The 18,184-nt window shown below is 35.4% G+C and carries 12 protein-coding genes and 1 tRNA gene; 3 read left to right on the top strand and 10 right to left on the bottom strand.

All coding sequences use genetic code 11. The annotated features are described in order from the left end of the window. Positions 1–112 precede the first annotated feature (112 nt). The 5 genes from M666_RS09580 to M666_RS09560 are packed head-to-tail and all read right to left on the bottom strand — an operon-like array spanning position 113 to position 8,967. The gene (locus M666_RS09580) at positions 113–1,606 is read right to left on the bottom strand and encodes an alpha-L-fucosidase (protein WP_029446910.1); all 1,494 of its coding nucleotides are present in this window, start codon (positions 1,604–1,606) and stop codon (positions 113–115) included. Between the two features lie 25 nt (positions 1,607–1,631). Beyond that, the gene (locus M666_RS09575; RefSeq protein ID WP_029446911.1) at positions 1,632–3,026 is read right to left on the bottom strand and encodes a DUF2231 domain-containing protein; all 1,395 of its coding nucleotides are present in this window, start codon (positions 3,024–3,026) and stop codon (positions 1,632–1,634) included. A gap of 22 nt (positions 3,027–3,048) precedes the next feature. Continuing rightward, positions 3,049–4,155: a twin-arginine translocation signal domain-containing protein gene (locus M666_RS09570; RefSeq protein ID WP_029446912.1), complete on the bottom strand. Its 1,107-nt coding sequence runs from the start codon at positions 4,153–4,155 to the stop codon at positions 3,049–3,051. 15 nt (positions 4,156–4,170) lie between these two features. Then, positions 4,171–5,685 (bottom strand): DUF1501 domain-containing protein, encoded by a 1,515-nt coding sequence (locus M666_RS09565; protein ID WP_024481479.1) that lies wholly within the window; start codon positions 5,683–5,685, stop codon positions 4,171–4,173. A 27-nt stretch (positions 5,686–5,712) separates the two neighbouring features. After that, complete coding sequence (locus tag M666_RS09560) at positions 5,713–8,967, bottom strand: DUF1553 domain-containing protein (RefSeq protein ID WP_029446913.1); 3,255 nt, start codon at positions 8,965–8,967, stop codon at positions 5,713–5,715. A gap of 214 nt (positions 8,968–9,181) precedes the next feature. On the opposite strand from M666_RS09560, the gene M666_RS09555 reads away from it, so the two are divergent. Further along, positions 9,182–10,051, top strand: a complete 870-nt coding sequence (locus M666_RS09555) for an AraC family transcriptional regulator (RefSeq protein WP_024481481.1) — start codon at positions 9,182–9,184, stop codon at positions 10,049–10,051. Between the two features lie 13 nt (positions 10,052–10,064). Here the strand turns inward: M666_RS09555 and M666_RS09550 are convergent, their stop codons facing one another. The 5 genes from M666_RS09550 to M666_RS09530 all read right to left on the bottom strand — a co-directional run bounded on the left by M666_RS09550 (position 10,065) and on the right by M666_RS09530 (position 16,872). Then, positions 10,065–11,387: a Gfo/Idh/MocA family protein gene (locus tag M666_RS09550; RefSeq protein WP_029446914.1), complete on the bottom strand. Its 1,323-nt coding sequence runs from the start codon at positions 11,385–11,387 to the stop codon at positions 10,065–10,067. A gap of 219 nt (positions 11,388–11,606) precedes the next feature. Further along, positions 11,607–13,025: a D-xylose transporter XylE gene (gene xylE / locus M666_RS09545; protein ID WP_025615700.1), complete on the bottom strand. Its 1,419-nt coding sequence runs from the start codon at positions 13,023–13,025 to the stop codon at positions 11,607–11,609. 9 nt (positions 13,026–13,034) lie between these two features. Continuing rightward, positions 13,035–14,360 carry a xylose isomerase gene (xylA, locus tag M666_RS09540; protein WP_024481483.1) on the bottom strand — a complete coding sequence of 442 codons (1,326 nt, stop codon included), beginning with the start codon at positions 14,358–14,360 and terminating at the stop codon, positions 13,035–13,037. Between the two features lie 24 nt (positions 14,361–14,384). Further along, the gene (locus M666_RS09535; protein ID WP_024481484.1) at positions 14,385–15,869 is read right to left on the bottom strand and encodes a xylulokinase; all 1,485 of its coding nucleotides are present in this window, start codon (positions 15,867–15,869) and stop codon (positions 14,385–14,387) included. 4 nt (positions 15,870–15,873) lie between these two features. Continuing rightward, positions 15,874–16,872 carry a GntR family transcriptional regulator gene (locus M666_RS09530; RefSeq protein WP_306671377.1) on the bottom strand — a complete coding sequence of 333 codons (999 nt, stop codon included), beginning with the start codon at positions 16,870–16,872 and terminating at the stop codon, positions 15,874–15,876. Positions 16,873–17,022: 150 nt separating this feature from the next. Here M666_RS09530 and M666_RS09525 point away from each other — a divergent pair. Both M666_RS09525 and M666_RS09520 read left to right on the top strand, forming a co-directional pair. After that, positions 17,023–17,106: transfer RNA gene (locus M666_RS09525), tRNA-Leu, on the top strand. Positions 17,107–17,271: 165 nt separating this feature from the next. Next, entirely contained in the window at positions 17,272–18,171 is a 900-nt protein-coding gene (locus M666_RS09520; RefSeq protein WP_024481486.1) for a MerR family transcriptional regulator, read from the top strand. Positions 18,172–18,184: the final 13 nt, after the last annotated feature.

Raw genomic sequence — 18,184 nt, 5'->3', positions numbered from 1 at the left:
AATGTTAAAATATTTAGAATTTGAAAAGTAATTTAAATCTTAGGCAATCGCTTTTGAAACAAAAAGACATTTGTTCTAGCGGAGCAATTCAGAAAAAGAAAGGATGTATTTTTTATTTAAAAAATTCAATTTTATATACAAAAGCGAAGTCGCCAATCTTGCTCTTACTAGGTTGAATAATCAAAGCGGTTTCACTTTGTTTCCAATTGATTACTTCTTGACTGCCTAATAAGTGAATGCTTTTAATTTTTTGCTCTTGGCTCCCCAACGATTTTATAAACACTTCTTTTTCTGGCCAATCTAAAACCGTTGCGTAGAGAATGTCATCATTGGTAGTAAACCGAATATCTTCTGCTGTATTATCTGGATTTTTATGCTCACTTAAATGCCCTTCTACAACCTCTGCTGGTCCTTCACCATAAATTTTCCAGGGCCTGGTTCCGTAAATAGCTTCGCCATTTACAGCTAACCATTCTCCCATTTGCAGTAGGCGCTCTTGTACCTGAGAAGGTATTTCTCCCGCCGCCGTAGGTGTAATATTTAATAGTACTGCACCATTTTTACTAACCACATCCACCAAAAAATCTATAAGTCTGTTAGTAGATTTGTATTCAGGGTTCTGAATATTGCTCCACGCTTTCCAATCAATAGAATCATCTGTAAGCCACGTAAACTCTTTTTTTTCACTCATTCTAGAGCGCTCAAGATCTAAAACTGCAGAACCTACCGCTAAATCTTCAAACTTGTAAGTAACCACAACCTCTTTCCCTTTCTTAAGACCGCGATTGTAAAAATCAGCCAAAAACTGCTTTCTATATTTTTCTCCTATGATATCCATTTTATTGTCAAACCATACAATATCTGGATCATATTTAGTCGTCAATTCGGTAAGCCTATCTAACCATTCTTGATTAAACGCAGCACTTGGCAAAGGACGTGTAGGTTTATTTGCCATCACAAAAGTACCCTCTGGAACTTTTGGGCCATAGAGGCCTTCATACAATGGGTTTGAAGCATCTGTATTTTCATCCCATGTTGGATACCATGCATATAACCAATGCCGATGATAGGTAGTAATAAATTTAAGTCCCCGAGATTTTATAGCCTTTTCCATGGCTCCTACCACATCTATTTTTGGTCCCATGTCTTTAGCATCCCATTTGGTAAGTTGGCTATCCCACATGGCAAAACCATCTGCATGTTCTGCGATAGGGCCTGCAAATTGAGCTCCTGCCTTTACAAATAAATCTGCCCAGACCTCAGCATCAAATTTTTCTGCTTTAAACATGGGAATAAAATCTTTATACCCAAAAGTATCTAAAGCCCCATACGTTGCTTTATGATGTTTGTTGATAAGATGCCCATCCACATACATCCAACGAGAATACCACTCATTTTCATACGCAGGAACGGCATACGGGCCCCAGTGAAAATAAATCCCAAATTTTAAATCTTTGTACCATTCTGGAACTTCATACTGCTGTAAAGATTCCCAATCAGCGGTATATTTCTGCGTACCAATTTCTGCATCAGCCAACGTCTTTTGCGAGGTACAACTGATTGTAATTAATGCGATAATACTACTGAATACAATACCTTTCTTCATGGGCTTTAATGCTATCTATATGAATTTACTCAATTATAATCTTAGGAAAATCCTCTATTGATTGTTTCTCTACGTCCTCTTTTTTAATATTTGTTTTCCAAACATAGGCATATTTAAGGCGCTTCATTTCCGAAAAAGCAGGGATACTTTTTGAAGTTATTTTAGTCCCTAATAAATTGACACTTGTTAAATTCTCTAATTTTATTAGCGGGGTTACCGCAGCATCAGACAATGGATTATCATTCAATTTTAGTTTTTGAATATTTGGAAATTGAGCAATCAATGCTATATGTTCATCCGCTATCTGATTATTCTCTAAAGATAGCCAAAGGATATTTTCTTTTATCGAAAGTAATTTTTCTAATTTTTCAGACATACTTTTTGGCGTGCCATTTACATTAGAATTTGGCGCTAAAACCACTTCATACAAACCCGATTCAAATGCGAGCTCTCTAAGCCTAAACCCTTCTGCTTGTAACGCAATTATGGCGTCATCAGGAACCAATGCTACTTTAGGTATTTCTATTTCAGCACCTTGAGAAGTAGAAGTGCCAGATAGTCCTAACATTGTACTAGCTATTCCTGTAATAGCTTCATTGGTTTCTACTGCGGCGACTTTTGTGCTAAAACCCGCTTTAGCATTTTCTATCCAATACGTTAAAATGGCTATTTCTTCTTCGGTCAAAGGAGTTTTACCTTCGGGAGGCATAAAATTATCATCATGCGGATCTAATAATACTCTTTTAAGTATTTCAGAATTGTTGGCATCCCCAGGAATTAGTATCTCCCCATTTTTACCACCCACTAAAATAGACACACTGTCTGCAATAGAGAGTCCTCCTTTTTTCTTACTAGAATTATGACAGCTAGCACACTTATTTTGCAAAATAGGCTCCACAAGATGACCAAATACCTCAGCATCCTCAACCCTAGTAACCGCAACAAGCTCCTTTTTGTCTACACCACCAAAAGGCAAGTATTTTACCAAATAGTCACTACCGTGTGTAAGATTACCGCCATAATGCCCCGTTACACTTAGTAAAATAACTAGTAATGTAAGTGCCGCTATATTGGGCTGAAGCTTGTTTAAGCTTGCTATATTAATTTTTTCAATTCTGATAAGCCACGCTAAAAATGCAATAGCTGTAGTGGCAATACCAAACCAAAAGTGGGTATCTAGAGCACTCTCTTCATAATCTCCACTTAAGGACAACATGTATCCTAAAATACAGGCCACGGTACCACTAAGTGCTCCTAAGAACAAGGCTAACGGAATTCCTGAAGTAAGTACAGGGTTCTTTTTCCACCGACTAAATACTTCCAAAACAAAGGCAAAAAACAAAAAGCCAATAGGCAAATGCACGACAAGCGGGTGAAACCTCCCTAAAAACAATACAATATCTGGAACACTATTCTCCATAACAATAACTTCTTAATCCTTTTTAAACGCGTTCTAATTTGATTGGTGCTGTTTTATTGGCATTCCACTGGCAGATATATAAATTTTTATCTTCATCTACGCATACATCATGACCATGTAAAATAGGTTTATTTTCTAGTTGATATGATTTCTGCAGTGTACCTTTTTTATAGTCTGGCGCGGTTCCTCCTGGATTGGAAACAACAGTATCCCCTTCTAAAATAGTCACAAAACCAGTATGATCTTTCCAGTTTGTTTTTCCTTCTTTTGGTTGCGACCAACAGACACCTGCATATAAATTAATATCATCAAAAACAGGTCTACACACTTGCATATTTGGCAAGAATAAGGTCTTGACATACGTACCATCTAAAGTAAACCATTTAAAAGATTGTTGGTTTCTTGAAGTACAAACAACCATTGGATTATTTTTATCTCTATGATCTATAGCTACACCATGCGCATTCTGCAAATTATAATTAGCATCTTCATTATCATGACCGCCCCATTTACGTATAAACTCGCCTTTATAAGAATATTGTAAAATAAAATCTTGACCATAGCCATCTGCCACATAAATATCTCCATTAGGGCCAATAGCGACTTCTGTAGGACAAAAATTTAATCCTGATTCATAAACTCCAATGGTCTGCGGGTGTCCAATATCAAACAGAACTTTCCCATCTGTAGTTGTCTTGCTTACTCTACCATTATGCTTAACCCATTGTCCTGTTTTATTTAAATACCATCCTGAATCTGCAAGAAATAAAAAGTCTTCCCCACCTTCATTAGAAATAGTTAATCCGTGACCTCCTGGATAAGCGGTACCCCAATAATCTAGGAGCTTTCCCGATTTATCAAAAATTAGAACATTATTTTTAGGATGATCTCCTATCATAATCAACCTTCCTTTACTATCCATTTGCATTTCATGGCAATTTAATAAAGGGGTTCTTATCGAACTTATTTGTGCCCAGTCATTATGAACTTTGTATTGGTAATCACCATGACCTAAAATGGTTTCTTCTGGCTTATTATTTTTTAATATGGTAAAGCCGAATGACGGTACAGCCGCTAATGCTGCCGTCGCTGCAGTGGTCTTTTTTATAAAATTTCTTCTGGTTGGCATTGTGTTGATTTTATATTAGGTAAGTAAACTTTTAACCACATTTCCATGAACATCGGTTAATCGATAACGTCTCCCTTGATGTTTAAATGTTAATCTTTCATGATCTACCCCAAAGAGGTGTAATAGTGTTGCATGAAAATCATGGACATGCACAGGATCTTTCACCACATTATAACTAAAATCATCTGTCTCGCCGTAGCTAAACCCAGGCTTAACACCTGCTCCTGCCATCCACATAGTAAATGCTTTTGGATGATGATCTCTTCCGTAATTTTCTTTAGTAAGTTGCCCTTGTGAGTATACTGTTCTACCAAACTCACCACCCCAAACAACCAAAGTATCATCTAACATACCTCGTTGTTTCAGGTCTTTTATCAAAGCCGCTGTAGGTTGATCTGTTTTTTGCGATTGGCTCTTAACTCCTCCAGGACAATAGTTATGTTGATCCCATCCTTGGTGGTATAATTGCACAAATTTCACTCCCTTTTCCAATAGCTTTCGTGCCATTAAACAATTAGCTGCATAAGTTCCTGGATCCCTACTATCTTTACCGTACATCTCAAAAGTACTGTCTGACTCATCTGATAAATCTGAAACTTCAGGCACCGAAGTTTGCATTTTAAAGGCCATTTCATATTGCGACATTCTAGCCTGAATTTCTGGATCTCCGTAAGCATCTTTTTGTAAATCATTTAAATCACCCAAATAATCTAACATATGTCTACGGTCCTGACCATCATAATTTTCAGGATCACTTAGATACAATACTGGATCTTTTCCTGATCTAAATTGCACCCCTTGATGCTCTGTAGGCAAAAATCCATTACCCCATAAACTAGCTTTTAAAGGTTGCCCTTTTCCATTTTTAGAAACCAGCGTAATAAATGTAGGTAAGTTTTCATTGTCTGAACCCAATCCATAACTCAACCAAGAACCAATAGAAGGTCTTCCTGGCAACTGATTACCCGTTTGCATAAAGGTAATAGCAGGAGTATGGTTTATTTGATCTGTTTGCATACCTTTTATAAAACACAAATCATCTACCACTTCCGATAAATAAGGCATAGCATCACTCACCCAAGCCCTAGATTCTCCATATTGCTTAAAATTAAATGTAGATGGCGCTATGGGCAAGGTACTTTGGTTCCCACTCATCCCTGTTAATCTTTGGCCACTCATCACCGAATCTGGTAATTCTTTTCCAAACATGTCCGTCAATTTTGGCTTGTAATCAAACAAATCCATCTGTGAAGGGCCACCACTTTGAAATAGGTAGATAATTCTTTTTGCTTTCGGTAAATGGTGCGGTAGGCCTAATCTATTCTTATTATAAGATTTTAAGATATCTTCAGGCGAGCTATCTTTTCCGATACCCGCGAACATTTTATCTGCCCCTAAAAGACTCCCTAATGCCAAAGCACCAAGCCCTAAAGATGTTTTCTTTAAAAACTGTCGTCGGTCTGCTTGTCTTTCTACGTCTTGTAAATCTTTATTATTAGACCTTAATTTATGTTGATGATCGTTACACATAGTTTTATACTTATAAGGTTTACCAATTTATCTTTTTGTAATTGTAGCATCTGCATTCATGATGGTACTTGCTACTACAGCATTTGCAGCTATTAATGCCTTATTATCACTTTCACTTAATTCATACGCTCCTGTATTTAACCAGCCTAAGGCCTTATTCAGGTTGCTATTAAATTTATCGTATTCAGATTTTTGCAACTTTCTTAATACGCTTAATTCTTTTTCCGTGGCCTTTCTACCGGTTAATTTTATGAAGGCCAACTTAATTCCTGCATCAATAGTCTTCTCTTCAGCCATACGTTTTCCTAAAACTCTTGATGCTTCTATATACGTAGGATCATTAAGAATTACTAAGGCTTGTAATGGTGTGTTGGTTTTCTGTCTTCTAGAAGAACACAAATCTCTTGTTGGCGCATCAAAAGTGGCTATAGTAGGATTCGGAATTGTTCGTTTCCAAATGGTATACATACTCCTTCTATACAAGCCTTCTACACCATCTTGCTCATAAGTATCACCATTCACTTCCCATAAGCCTTCTGGCTGGTATGGTTTAACACTTTCTCCTCCTATTTTTTCATTTAATAATCCAGAAGCATATAAAGCATTATCCCGAAGCATTTCTCCAGATAGTCTTGTTGATGGACCACGAGACAACCATCTATTTTCTCCGTCTACTGCTAAAAGCTCTTTACTAATAACAGAACTTTGCTGATACGTGTTAGACATCATCATAGTTTTTAATAAATCCTTAATATCCCAACCTGAAGACACAAAACGAATCGCCAACCAGTCTAATAATTTAGGATGTGTTGGTAAATCGCCTTGATTTCCAAAATCTTCTGAACTTAATACCAATCCTCTTCCAAAGAGATTCTGCCAATACCTATTTACAGTAACTCTCGCCGTTAATGGATTATCTTTATCTGTAATCCATTTAGCCAAACCAAGTCTGTTTTTAGGCCATGCCTCTTTCCAAGGGAAAATATCTTGAGGCACATTTGGAAAAACAGAATCGGTAGGAGAATCATAATTACCCCTATCTAAAATATAAGCTTGTCTTGGAGACTTGCTTTCTTTCATGACCATAATTTGTTTTACCCTTTCCGTACTATCTACTAAAACCTCTCTTTTATGCTCTACGTCTTTTAAGACTGATACGTATTCCTGAGATTTTGTACTTAAAAAATACTGGGTTAATTGTTGCTTTTCTAGCGCACTTAAATTAGCGTATGGTTTTTTCTGAAGATTCTTTAATTTATCTGAGGTGCTAATTTGTAAGACCTCAATTGGAGAAATTTCTTTATCAAAAACCAATAAATTATCTACTACAGCACCGCCGATACCCTTATCTCTCCAGATAGCCCCAACTCGTAAGCCTGGCTCAAGTTTTGGACTCTCTTTTCCATAAAGTTGCAATCCATTAAAGATGATGTCTTTATAAAGATTATCAAACTTCATTTTTGTTTTTAATTGCTCTCCGTCTTGATAAATATGTATTCCATTCGCTTTACTAGAACCATCATACGTCATGGTTAACTGCACCCACTTTTCTTTAGGCACATCATTTAAAGACTCAATAACAATAGCATTATCTGGATATACATGCGCCAATAAAGCTTCAATCTTGTTTTCTTTTATTTTTAGATGATACCCTCTAAAACTATGCAGCTCAGAACTATTCATCTTATGAAAAATTACCCCATCCGTAATTTCTTCCGGAATAAAAACTTGTATAGAAATACTAAAAGGTTGGTTTCTTTTAAAAATTCCAATTTTATCTAAGTCCAGCCAAGTATCGCCATCCATAGCCAGTCCTTTTCCTGAGACACCTTGTTTGTAAACAGCCTTTTCATTTTCTACAAACTCTTGACGCATTTGAACCTTGTTCTTGCCATTACCACCAATAGCATTTACTAGTCTTTGGTCATCAAAATTAAATGCTGCTACTAAACCATCTGGCTTCACATTTTTAGCAATATTTTTGTAAGATTCATTTGCCAGCCATTGCGCTGCTTTTTGGCTTTCTGTTGTAATTGTTTTTGTTAGTTTTTTCTCACTCGTTTTTACAATTTCATCTAAATACGCGAGGACGCCTTCTTGCTCCTTAGTAGGTAACATCATAGCTGGTACCGGAGTAGCCAAATCCCAAGGTATTAACCCTGTTTCATCTACGTTATTAAAGAAACTATACATCTCATAATAATTTTTCTGAGATATAGGATCATACTTATGGTCATGACATTTTGCACAAGCATAGGACAAGCCTAGCATACCTTGACTCACCGTAGCCGTTCTATCGGCTACATATTCAGATCTGAATTCCTCATCGATAATACCTCCTTCTAAATTTTGAGGATGCAGACGATTGAACGTAGTGGCCAATTTTTGCTCTCGAGTGGCATTTTCAAACAAATCTCCTGCCAATTGCCAAGTAAGAAAATCATCATAAGGCATATTCTCATTAAAAGAATTAATCACCCAATCTCTCCAAGGAGAGGTATCTCTATATTTATCATTACTATATCCATGCGTATCTGCATACCTTGAAACATCCATCCAATCTAAGGTCATTTGCTCTCCAAAATGTTTTGAAGCTAAAAGCCTGTCTAGTTGTTTTTCAAAAGCATTAGAGGAGGTATCGTTTAAAAAATTGTTTATTTCCTCGGTAGTAGGTGGCAATCCTGTTAAATCAAATGAAGCTCTACGCAATAAAACTTCTTTGTCTGCTTTTTTGGAAGGCACCAAGTTTACTTCCTTTAATTTAGCCAAAACAAAATTATCTATCTCATTACCTACTAATTCTTTATTATCAACTTTAGGAATTTCATATTTCTCTGGCTTTAAGAAAGCCCAATGCTCTTTATATTCAGCTCCACTCTCTATCCATTTTATCAATACTGCTTTCTCATAATCTGTAAGTGTTAAATGAGAACTAGGCGCTGGCATAATTAAATCTGGATCATTAGACATGATCCGATGAAAAAATTCACTTTTCTTTAAATTGCCAGGTGTTATTGCAAATTTACCTGGGCTTTCACTTAATTCTCCATAAGCGAACTCCGCCTCATGCAACTGCAAACCTCCTTTTATGTTTCCTTTGTCCGGTCCGTGACACAAATAGCACTTATCCGACAATATAGGCTTCACATGTTGGTTAAAATCTACTTTCTCAGGCAGCTTTTCATATTCTAACGAGACCATCTCAGGAAGCTCAGGACCACCACATGATACCAAGAAAGCTATAAAGATTCCAAAAATTATATAATTGCTAATTTTCATCATAAAAATTTATAAAATAAGTAACTCACCAAAAATAGAATTTAAAAGAAACATACTATTGGACAAATCAGTTCATAAAATGCACATTTCCGATATGTTCATTTTTTGTCTAGTGCTTTTCAGCTCATATTTCCTTAATTTAGCATGGCTAACGCGGTTGCATGTAATTAGAAAAGATGACATATTCAGTTCTAATAGCGCAAAAAACAGATTTAAAATGATCGAAATTCTACAATCCCTACGTTTAACCTTATTAAATATTGGCTATGCTAAACTTGATAGCTCCTGGAATTTTGACAACGTCATTAGTCCTTTTACACGCATGTATTATATCACTAAAGGGAGCGCTAAAGTGTATCACAATAATCAAACTTTTATCTTAAAACCGGGCTTTATGTACATTGTTCCTAGCTATGCTTATGCTAGATATTCTTGCGAAGAGTACCATGAACAATATTATATTAGCTTTCTAGAAGAAGTAAACAATGGCGTATCTATCTATAGTCTAAAAGATTTTATTTATGAAATAGAAGCAACACCTCATATGCTAACTTACTTTGAACGGCTCACGGAGTTAAATAATAAGCGTGAAATAAAAAATAGTGATCCAAAAACGTATGACAACAAACCCACACTATTAGATTTTATAAAGCAAAATGAAAGTTTGAATACCAAAGATTTTCTAGAAACGCAAGGGCTACTTACCGTGCTATTTTCAAAATTTATTACTAATTACAAGTTGCAAAATGAACAAAAGGTGAATAATTTTGGAATGCAAAAAACACTAAATTACATCAACCATAATTTACATTTACCTATAACTGTAGAAGAACTTGCTACCTTCTGTAATTATAGTCCCGATTATTTTTCTAAACAGTTCAAACAGATCTATAACATTGGTCCTAATAAATTTATTCAGGAGAAAAGGATAGAGCGCTCACAACTCCTATTATTGACTACCAATGACTCTTTGAAAGAGATTGCTGAAAAAGTGGGACTAGATAACATCTCCTACTTTTCTAGGCTATTTAAAAAACATACAGGTAAAACACCTGCTTTTTTCAGAAAAGAGCAGGTGCATATCTAATGCTTTTAATTTACTAAAACTTACGGTCTTTTCTACCACGCATTTTATTAGCCTCTGAGTCTCCCATAAATTTCTCTTTCTTAGGATCCCATTCCAAAGGTCTTCCTAAATTGTAGGCTATATTGGCAATATTACATACGGTTGCAGAACGGTGCCCCGTTTCTACATCGCAAATAGGCTGTGTTCTAGTTTTTGTGGCATCTACCCAATCTTGCAAATGGTTTCCATTGCTATTGTACAACTTTACTTTAGCATTTGATAAATCTGTTGTAAGTAAATTTTCTGGAGTAGTTTCCAAATAACTACGGCTAACATCCATAGTGCCTTTAGAACCAATAAAGCGAACGCCCCAACCTCTACCAAAATCTTCATGAATCATTTCTATGCCGTTTTCATAATACATTTTTAATCCACGGACTGCATTTCTATCTGTAGGCGGTATATATTTAACGGGGCCAGAGCTATCCATATCTAATGCCCACTGTACAATATCAAACATATGAGCACCCCAATCACAAAGAATACCACCCCCCACTTCTTCATAAAGTCTCCAATCCGGCCAGAAATCTACATCATTACGAGATGGTGCTAATCGGTGATTGTACGAAAGCATTGGTGCAGGGCCACACCAATTATTCCAATTAATCTCAGATGGCATTGCTTCTGCCTTTAAATTATAAGGAACGGCAGGATCACCCACATTGACTAAAACTTTTTGAATATCACCAAGATGTCCGTTTCTTATTAACTCACAGGCTTTTCTGAAAGAATCCCAAGAGCGTTGCATACTTCCTGTTTGCAAAATCTGACCTGTTTTTTTTGTGGTCTTTACTAAAGCAATACCTTCTTCAATATTATGCGTTAAAGGCTTCTCACAATAAACGTCTTTACCAGATTTCATGGCATCAATAGCCTGAATAGCATGCCAATGATCTGGCGTGGCAATCACTACGCCATCAATATCATTTCGCTCTAAAAGTTCTTTGTAATTCAGATACGTGCTGATAGCATTATAATTAGACACATTTCTTTTTTCAGCATATATTTTTTCTACATGCCCTTTGAACCATTTATTTTTGGTACTCCAAACATCACTAGCTGCTACTATTTGTGCGCTAGTATTCCCAATAAAATTTTTAGCAAGACCTTGACTTTGTTTTCCCAAGCCAATAAATCCTAAGTTCATTTTATCACTTGGAGCTATAAAACCTCTTCCAAATACATGCCTTGGCAAAATACTAATGGCACCTGCTGCTAATGCTGTTTTGGTAATAAACCCTCTTCGCGATATATTTTGATCTACTATCTTTTTATTTTTTATTTTTTGGTCTTTCATTTTTTGCTGCTTCTTTTTTATAGGTTGATATTATATATACTCATTTGGTTGTCACTCTGATAAAACTATAACTTCACAAAAGGATGATGGATCATATATGAGTAAAAAGATACTATATATGATTTTTATCCGTCGCTATAAACACAAAAAAAATCCTTGAACAATAGCAACTGTCAAGGATTTCATAATTTATAGGGTATGTACAACTAAAAAAATATTTTAACTTTTTTCCCAAACGTCATCCATTTCCTCCAAGGTTTTACCCTTAGTTTCAGGTACGAATTTCCACACCACAAACATGGCTATTAATCCCATTATACCATAAATCCAATACGCAAAACCATGATTAAATTTTTCTAAGAGGTAACTGTTTTTATCCATCATTGGAAAAGTCCAAGACACTACATAGTTACTAATCCACTGCGCAGCTACCGCCACTGCTAGAGCTTTATCTCTAATTTTATTTGGAAACATTTCAGATAACAAAACCCAAGTTACGGGTCCCCAGCTCATAGCAAAACCTGCAACATATACCAACATACAGATTAGAGCTAGAATACCTACGGTTTGCGAGTAGAAGGTTGCGCCTAACGCAAACATAGCAACAGCCATCCCTAAAGCTCCAATGATCATTAACGGTTTTCTACCATATTTATCTACGGTAAGAATTGCTAAAACCGTAAATACTAAATTTACACCCCCCACAATAATAGTCTGTAGTAAAGCTGTATCTGTACCAGATCCCATATTTTTAAAAATCTCAGGAGCGTAATACAAGACTACATTAATACCTACAAATTGCTGAAATACAGATATTAAAACGCCAATTACCACTACTGCTATTCCAAAAGAAAATAGCTTGCCCGACTTATGAGACACGGTATTCTGAATATCATGTAGAATTTTTTGAGCTTCCAATTTTCCGTTTACCTTTTCAAGAACTTCTAATGCCTTATCTGGTTTATTCTTGAGCACCAAAGAACGTGGAGTATCTGGCACAAACAATAAAAAACCTAGAAATAATGATGCTGGAATTACTTCTGAAGCAAACATCCAACGCCAACCAACGGTATTTAGCCAAGTATCATCTCCTTGACCTGCGATATAATAGTTTACGAAATAGACAATTAACATCCCAAAAATAATGGCAAACTGATTCAGCGAAACTAGTTTACCTCTAATTTTTGCAGGTGCTATTTCTGCGATATATAATGGCGATAACATCGATGCTAACCCTACGCCGATACCTCCAATTACTCTATAAACAATGAAGAAATAGATAAAGGTATGATCTCCTTCACCAATAGGTTTCATAAATAGCTCTGGCATTGCAGAACCCAATGCAGAACAAAGAAAAAGGATTGCTGCGAGCAACAATCCTTTTTTTCTTCCTATTTTTTTACTGATATATCCTCCAGAAATACCTCCGATAATACAACCGATTAATGCGCTAGACACTAAAAAGCCTAATCGCGAATTAGCAGACATTTCATCTAAACCAAAAGGCAATACAAAAAAACTATCTAATGCACTTACAGTTCCTGAAATTACCGCTGTATCATAGCCAAAAAGTAATCCGCCTAATGTAGCAACCAGCGTTAGTTGCATTAAGTATTTAGAATTTCTAGGAGTTTCCATAGATCAGGTTTATATGTATTGGTTGATGATGTTTTCAAATAACTCTTGCTTACCGCTTTTTAATTCTAGTTCGCCATTTTCTTGAGCTACTTTATACAAGTCTTCCAACGTTAACTTTCCTGCTTCAAAATCTTTACCTTTTCCGGCATCAAATGAACTGTATCGTTTTGTTCTCAAATCATCGTAAGCTGAAGAAGTAATAATCTTATCTGCTGTTAACAATGCTCTTGCAAACGTATCTGCGCCACCAATGTGCGCTAAGAATACATCTTCCATATCCGTAGAGTTTCTTCTAATCTTAGCATCGAAATTAACACCACCACCTTGTAAACCGCCTGCTTTCAAGAAGACCAACATAGCTTCTGTCGTTTCTTGAATGTTGTTAGGAAATTGATCTGTATCCCATCCGTTTTGATAATCTCCACGGTTAGCATCTAAACTACCTAACATACCTGCTTTAGCCGCTGTAGCAATTTCATGCTGAAAAGTGTGTTGTGCTAAAGTAGCATGATTTACTTCTATATTAATTTTAAAATCCTTCTCTAAACCGTACTCTTTTAAAAAGCCAATTGCTGTAGCAGAATCAAAATCATATTGGTGCTTCATAGGCTCCATAGGTTTTGGCTCAATAAAGAAATTACCTTTAAACCCTTGAGCCCTAGCGTAATCTCTAGCCATTACAAGAAACTGTCCCATATGGTCTAACTCACGGCCCATATCAGTATTCAACAAAGACATGTATCCTTCTCTACCACCCCAAAAAACATAGTTTTCACCATCTAATGCCATGGTAGCATCTAAAGCCAATTTCACTTGACCACCAGCTCTAGAAAGCACGTCAAAATCGGGATTTGTAGCAGCACCATTCATGTAGCGCGGGTTAGAAAAACAATTAGCAGTACCCCAAAGTAATTTTACTCCTGAAGCTGCTTTCTTTTCTTTAATATATTCTGTAATTGTTACCAATCTTTTCTCTGACTCGGCAAAAGTGGATGCCTCTTGAATTAAATCATAATCATGAAAACAGAAATAATCAAAGCCCATTTTACCAATAAATTCAAACGCAGCATCTGCTTTATCTTTTGCCGCTTGAATAGGATCTGAGGCTTTGTCCCATTCAAAACTTTGAGTTCCAGGACCAAAAGGATCTCCTCCTTGACCACAGAACGTATGCCAATAAGCTATAGAAAATTTAAAATGCTCGCGCATTGTTTTTCCTGCAACTACTTGCTCTGGATTATAATATTTAAATGCTAATGGATTATCAGAATCCTTACCTTCAAATTTAATTTCCCCAATACCTTTAAAATATTCTTTATCTCCTAAGATTGCCATGTTATATAATTTTAAGTTGTTATTCTATTTATTATTTAAAACGAGTTCTAATTCTTTTTTCCAATTCTGATACGCTTCTTGATACGGCTTTTTATCCTTAAAGGGCATAAAAGTCATCACATGATCATTATCCATGATTAATTTACCATACGTATCAAAATCACCCTCATGCAAACCTGCAGCTCGTGCCGCTCCAATAGCGCCAGTAGTATTGTATATTTCTATTTCATACCCTATCAAGGTGGCCACTGTATTTGCGAAAATGTCTGATCGAAATAAATTGTCATTTCCTGCCCGAATTACATTCACATTTATGCCATCAGATTTTAAAATTTCCATTCCGTATACAAAAGAAAAGGCGATACCTTCTAAGGCAGCTCTGCATAAATGACCTTTATGGTGGTTGTTAAGATTTACATTAACTAACCTTGTGCCTATATCTTTATTATTAAGCATACGCTCAGCACCATTTCCAAAAGGAAGCATGCAAACACCATCTGCTCCTATACCTATTTCTGAAGCAAGCGTATTCATCTCTTCATACGAGTTAACTGCTAGGTTATTTAATAACCAACGGTATTGTATTCCTGCGCCATTGATATTTAATAACTTACCAATACGCGGGTCTGATTTTTTATAATTCACGTGTGCAAAATTATTTACGCGTGTGCTTTCTTTACCCGACAAACTATCTGTTACCGCGTAAACCACGCCAGAAGTTCCGCCCGTTGCAGCTACTTCTCCTGGATTAAACACATTTAAAGACAATGCATTGTTAGGCTGGTCTCCTGCTCTATAGAAGATGGGAGTTCCGATAGCCAAGCCACTCTCTTCTGCGCCTTTTTCATCTACCTTAGATTGCAAACCAAAAGTGTCTACAATCGTAGGCACCAGAGTCTCCTCTATTCCGTAGTAGTCTAAAAGAAATTGAGCAATACCATCAGTTTTAAAATCCCAAAAAATACCCTCAGACAAACCAGAGATAGTGGTATTTATTTTATTAGAAAATTTATAAGCGATATAATCTCCAGGCAGCATAAACTTGTAAATATTAGCATATACCTCTGGTTCATTTTCCTTTACCCATCTTAATTTAGAGGCGGTAAAATTAGCGGGAGAGTTTAATAAATGTGCAGCACACTTTTCTTCTCCTAAAGCTTCAAAAGCGGTATTACCTATTTCTACAGCTCTACTATCACACCAAATAATACTTTTTCTCAAAGGTTTGCCATCTTTGTCTACAATGACAAGTCCATGCATTTGATAAGAAATACCAATCCCTTTAATATCGGTTTTAGAAACAGCATATTTTCTTTTTAAGCGCTCAATAGCTTTACAAATGTGTTTCCACCACTCCTCAGGGTTTTGTTCTGCCCAACCATTTTTCAAGGCAAGCATGCTCATTTCGGTCTCAGGTTCTTGAACAACCCCTAGACTTTTTCCTGTTTTAATCTCTACTAAAGCCGCTTTTATAGACGAGCTTCCTAAATCGAATCCTATGTAATACATATTGTTATAATGAATCTCTTACAATAATTTTTGTGGGTACATACACTTGAAGTGGTTTATCTGAATTAATAAACTTTGCAGCACTAATGCCCAGCTGCTCAAAATCAGTAGTCACTACCGTTATCCCTTTATAAATAAACTTTTTCATAGGTGTATCGTTATAAGATAAGAAACCTACATCTACACCTGGTTCCAAATTTTGTTTACGACACTGTTCTAAAAAAACACCTAAGACGCGGTCACTCACACTGAGGTAAGCTATCCCTTTTTCTATTTTATATTCCTGTGGATTTGTTTTAATCTGGTAATCGAAGTTGTTATCTTGACAATACTTTTCAAAATAAGCTACCGTCTCTTTGGCATGATTAGTATACGTAGGATATAGAAAATGAAGCGCCTTATATTTCTTAAAGTTTTCGGTAATAGACTCCAATCCTTTGTAAAAAGCAACTCCAAAATCTTGAAAAACATAATTGTTTTCTGGATTAGAATTTATATTCCAATCTATTAAAAGCAAATCATTATTCGGGATTTTAGCTAAGGTTTTTGAAACCTGCTTATGATCAAACCCCATGACCACATATTTGTAATATTTACCTAAACTATTGTTAAGTATCGTTTTAAAATTGTCAATATTATAATGATGAAATTGAACATCAGTAATAATATCATCTTCCATTTCGTTAATAAAAGAATGATACAACACTTCTTTATAGGCCTTAAAAGTATCCAAGACCAATAAAACTTTTCTGTTTTTACTAGCAATATAATAGCCTTTGTTGGGAACGGATTTGACAACTCCATTCTCCTTTAGTATAGTATACGCCTTAAAAACGGTATCTCTTGACAGATGATGTTCTTGACAAAAAGCATTCACAGAAGGCAATGAATCACCAATAGCTAAAACATCTTTAGCGATAGATTGGTTAATTACATCAACAATTTGCTGATATTTTGGTACATCACTCTCGTGATCAATAATAAAACTAAAACTATTTTGCATAATCATCAACCGTACTGGTCTGTTCTGGTATGGATCAAATATATAATTTTATTTTGAATTTGCAAAAAATATTCATTTTCGCAGATGTAGAGTTTTACTTCATAAATAAATGTGGTTAGAAAAAGTTTACTAAATTTGCAGACTTAAAATGCCCACGTGGTGAAATTGGTAGACATGCCACCTTGAGGGGGTGGTGTTCGTAAGGACGTGCTAGTTCGAATCTAGTCGTGGGCACATAAGTCATTTAAGAAATTATTTCTTAAATGACTTTTTTTTTGTTTTACACTACTATTCTACTCCTCATTCTTCAACAGAACATTTATTTCCGTAAAAAAATCACAGAAATAATAAATGCAATCATTAAAAAGATTAAATTTGTTTAATCTTTTTTCAAAATAAATGAACAACGTAAAAAAATACTTCAGTATAAGAGATTTGGAAAATTTATCTGGAATAAAAGCCCATACCATTCGTATTTGGGAAAAGAGATATAATTTACTAGAACCAGAACGCACCACAACCAATATCAGAAACTATAGTTTAAAGAGCTTGCAAAAGCTTTTAAACATTACACTGCTCTATAATAATGGACATAAGATTTCTAAAATTGCACAAATACCAGAAGCAGACATCCCAACTGTTGTCCAAGAAGTTATTGAGAAAAAAACAGTAAAAAACCATGCTATAAATTCATTTAAAATAGCCATGGTAAATTTTGACTCCAATTTATTTTACAACACTTATAACAGTCTATTGAAAGAGAATAGCTTTAAAGATGTTTTCTATGAGGCTTTTATTCCGCTTTTAAATGAACTAGGATTACTATGGCAGAATAATGCCGTGAGTCCGTCTCATGAGCATTTCATAACCAACTTAATTAAGCAAAAAATTATTTTAAATACTGAAAAGCTTCTTGTAGATAAACCCACTAAAACAGATAAAACTTTTGTGCTTTTTCTACCAGACAATGAAATACACGATATTGGCTTGCTGTATTTAAACTATGAAATAACTTTGAGAGGCTATAAAACAATCTACCTAGGCCAGACGGTACCTATTGAATGTTTAAAAGATTTATTGAGCTACTGTGACAATATTTATTTCCTCTCATATTTTACTGTTGAACCTAATAAAGGGAAACTCCGTAAGTATTTAGAAAATTTTAATCAAGAACTAGGGATAGAGAATAATTACAAGTTTTGGATTTTAGGACATCAAGTACAACACATACAAGCCGATATGCTTCCTGAAAATATGAACAAATTTAAATCGATTGAAAAACTAGTTAGCGCGTTGTAATACTTTAAAAACT

This window comes from Cellulophaga baltica 18 (assembly GCF_000468615.2).
Taxonomy (GTDB): domain Bacteria; phylum Bacteroidota; class Bacteroidia; order Flavobacteriales; family Flavobacteriaceae; genus Cellulophaga; species Cellulophaga baltica.
This window is presented reverse-complemented; position numbering and strand designations above follow the sequence as displayed.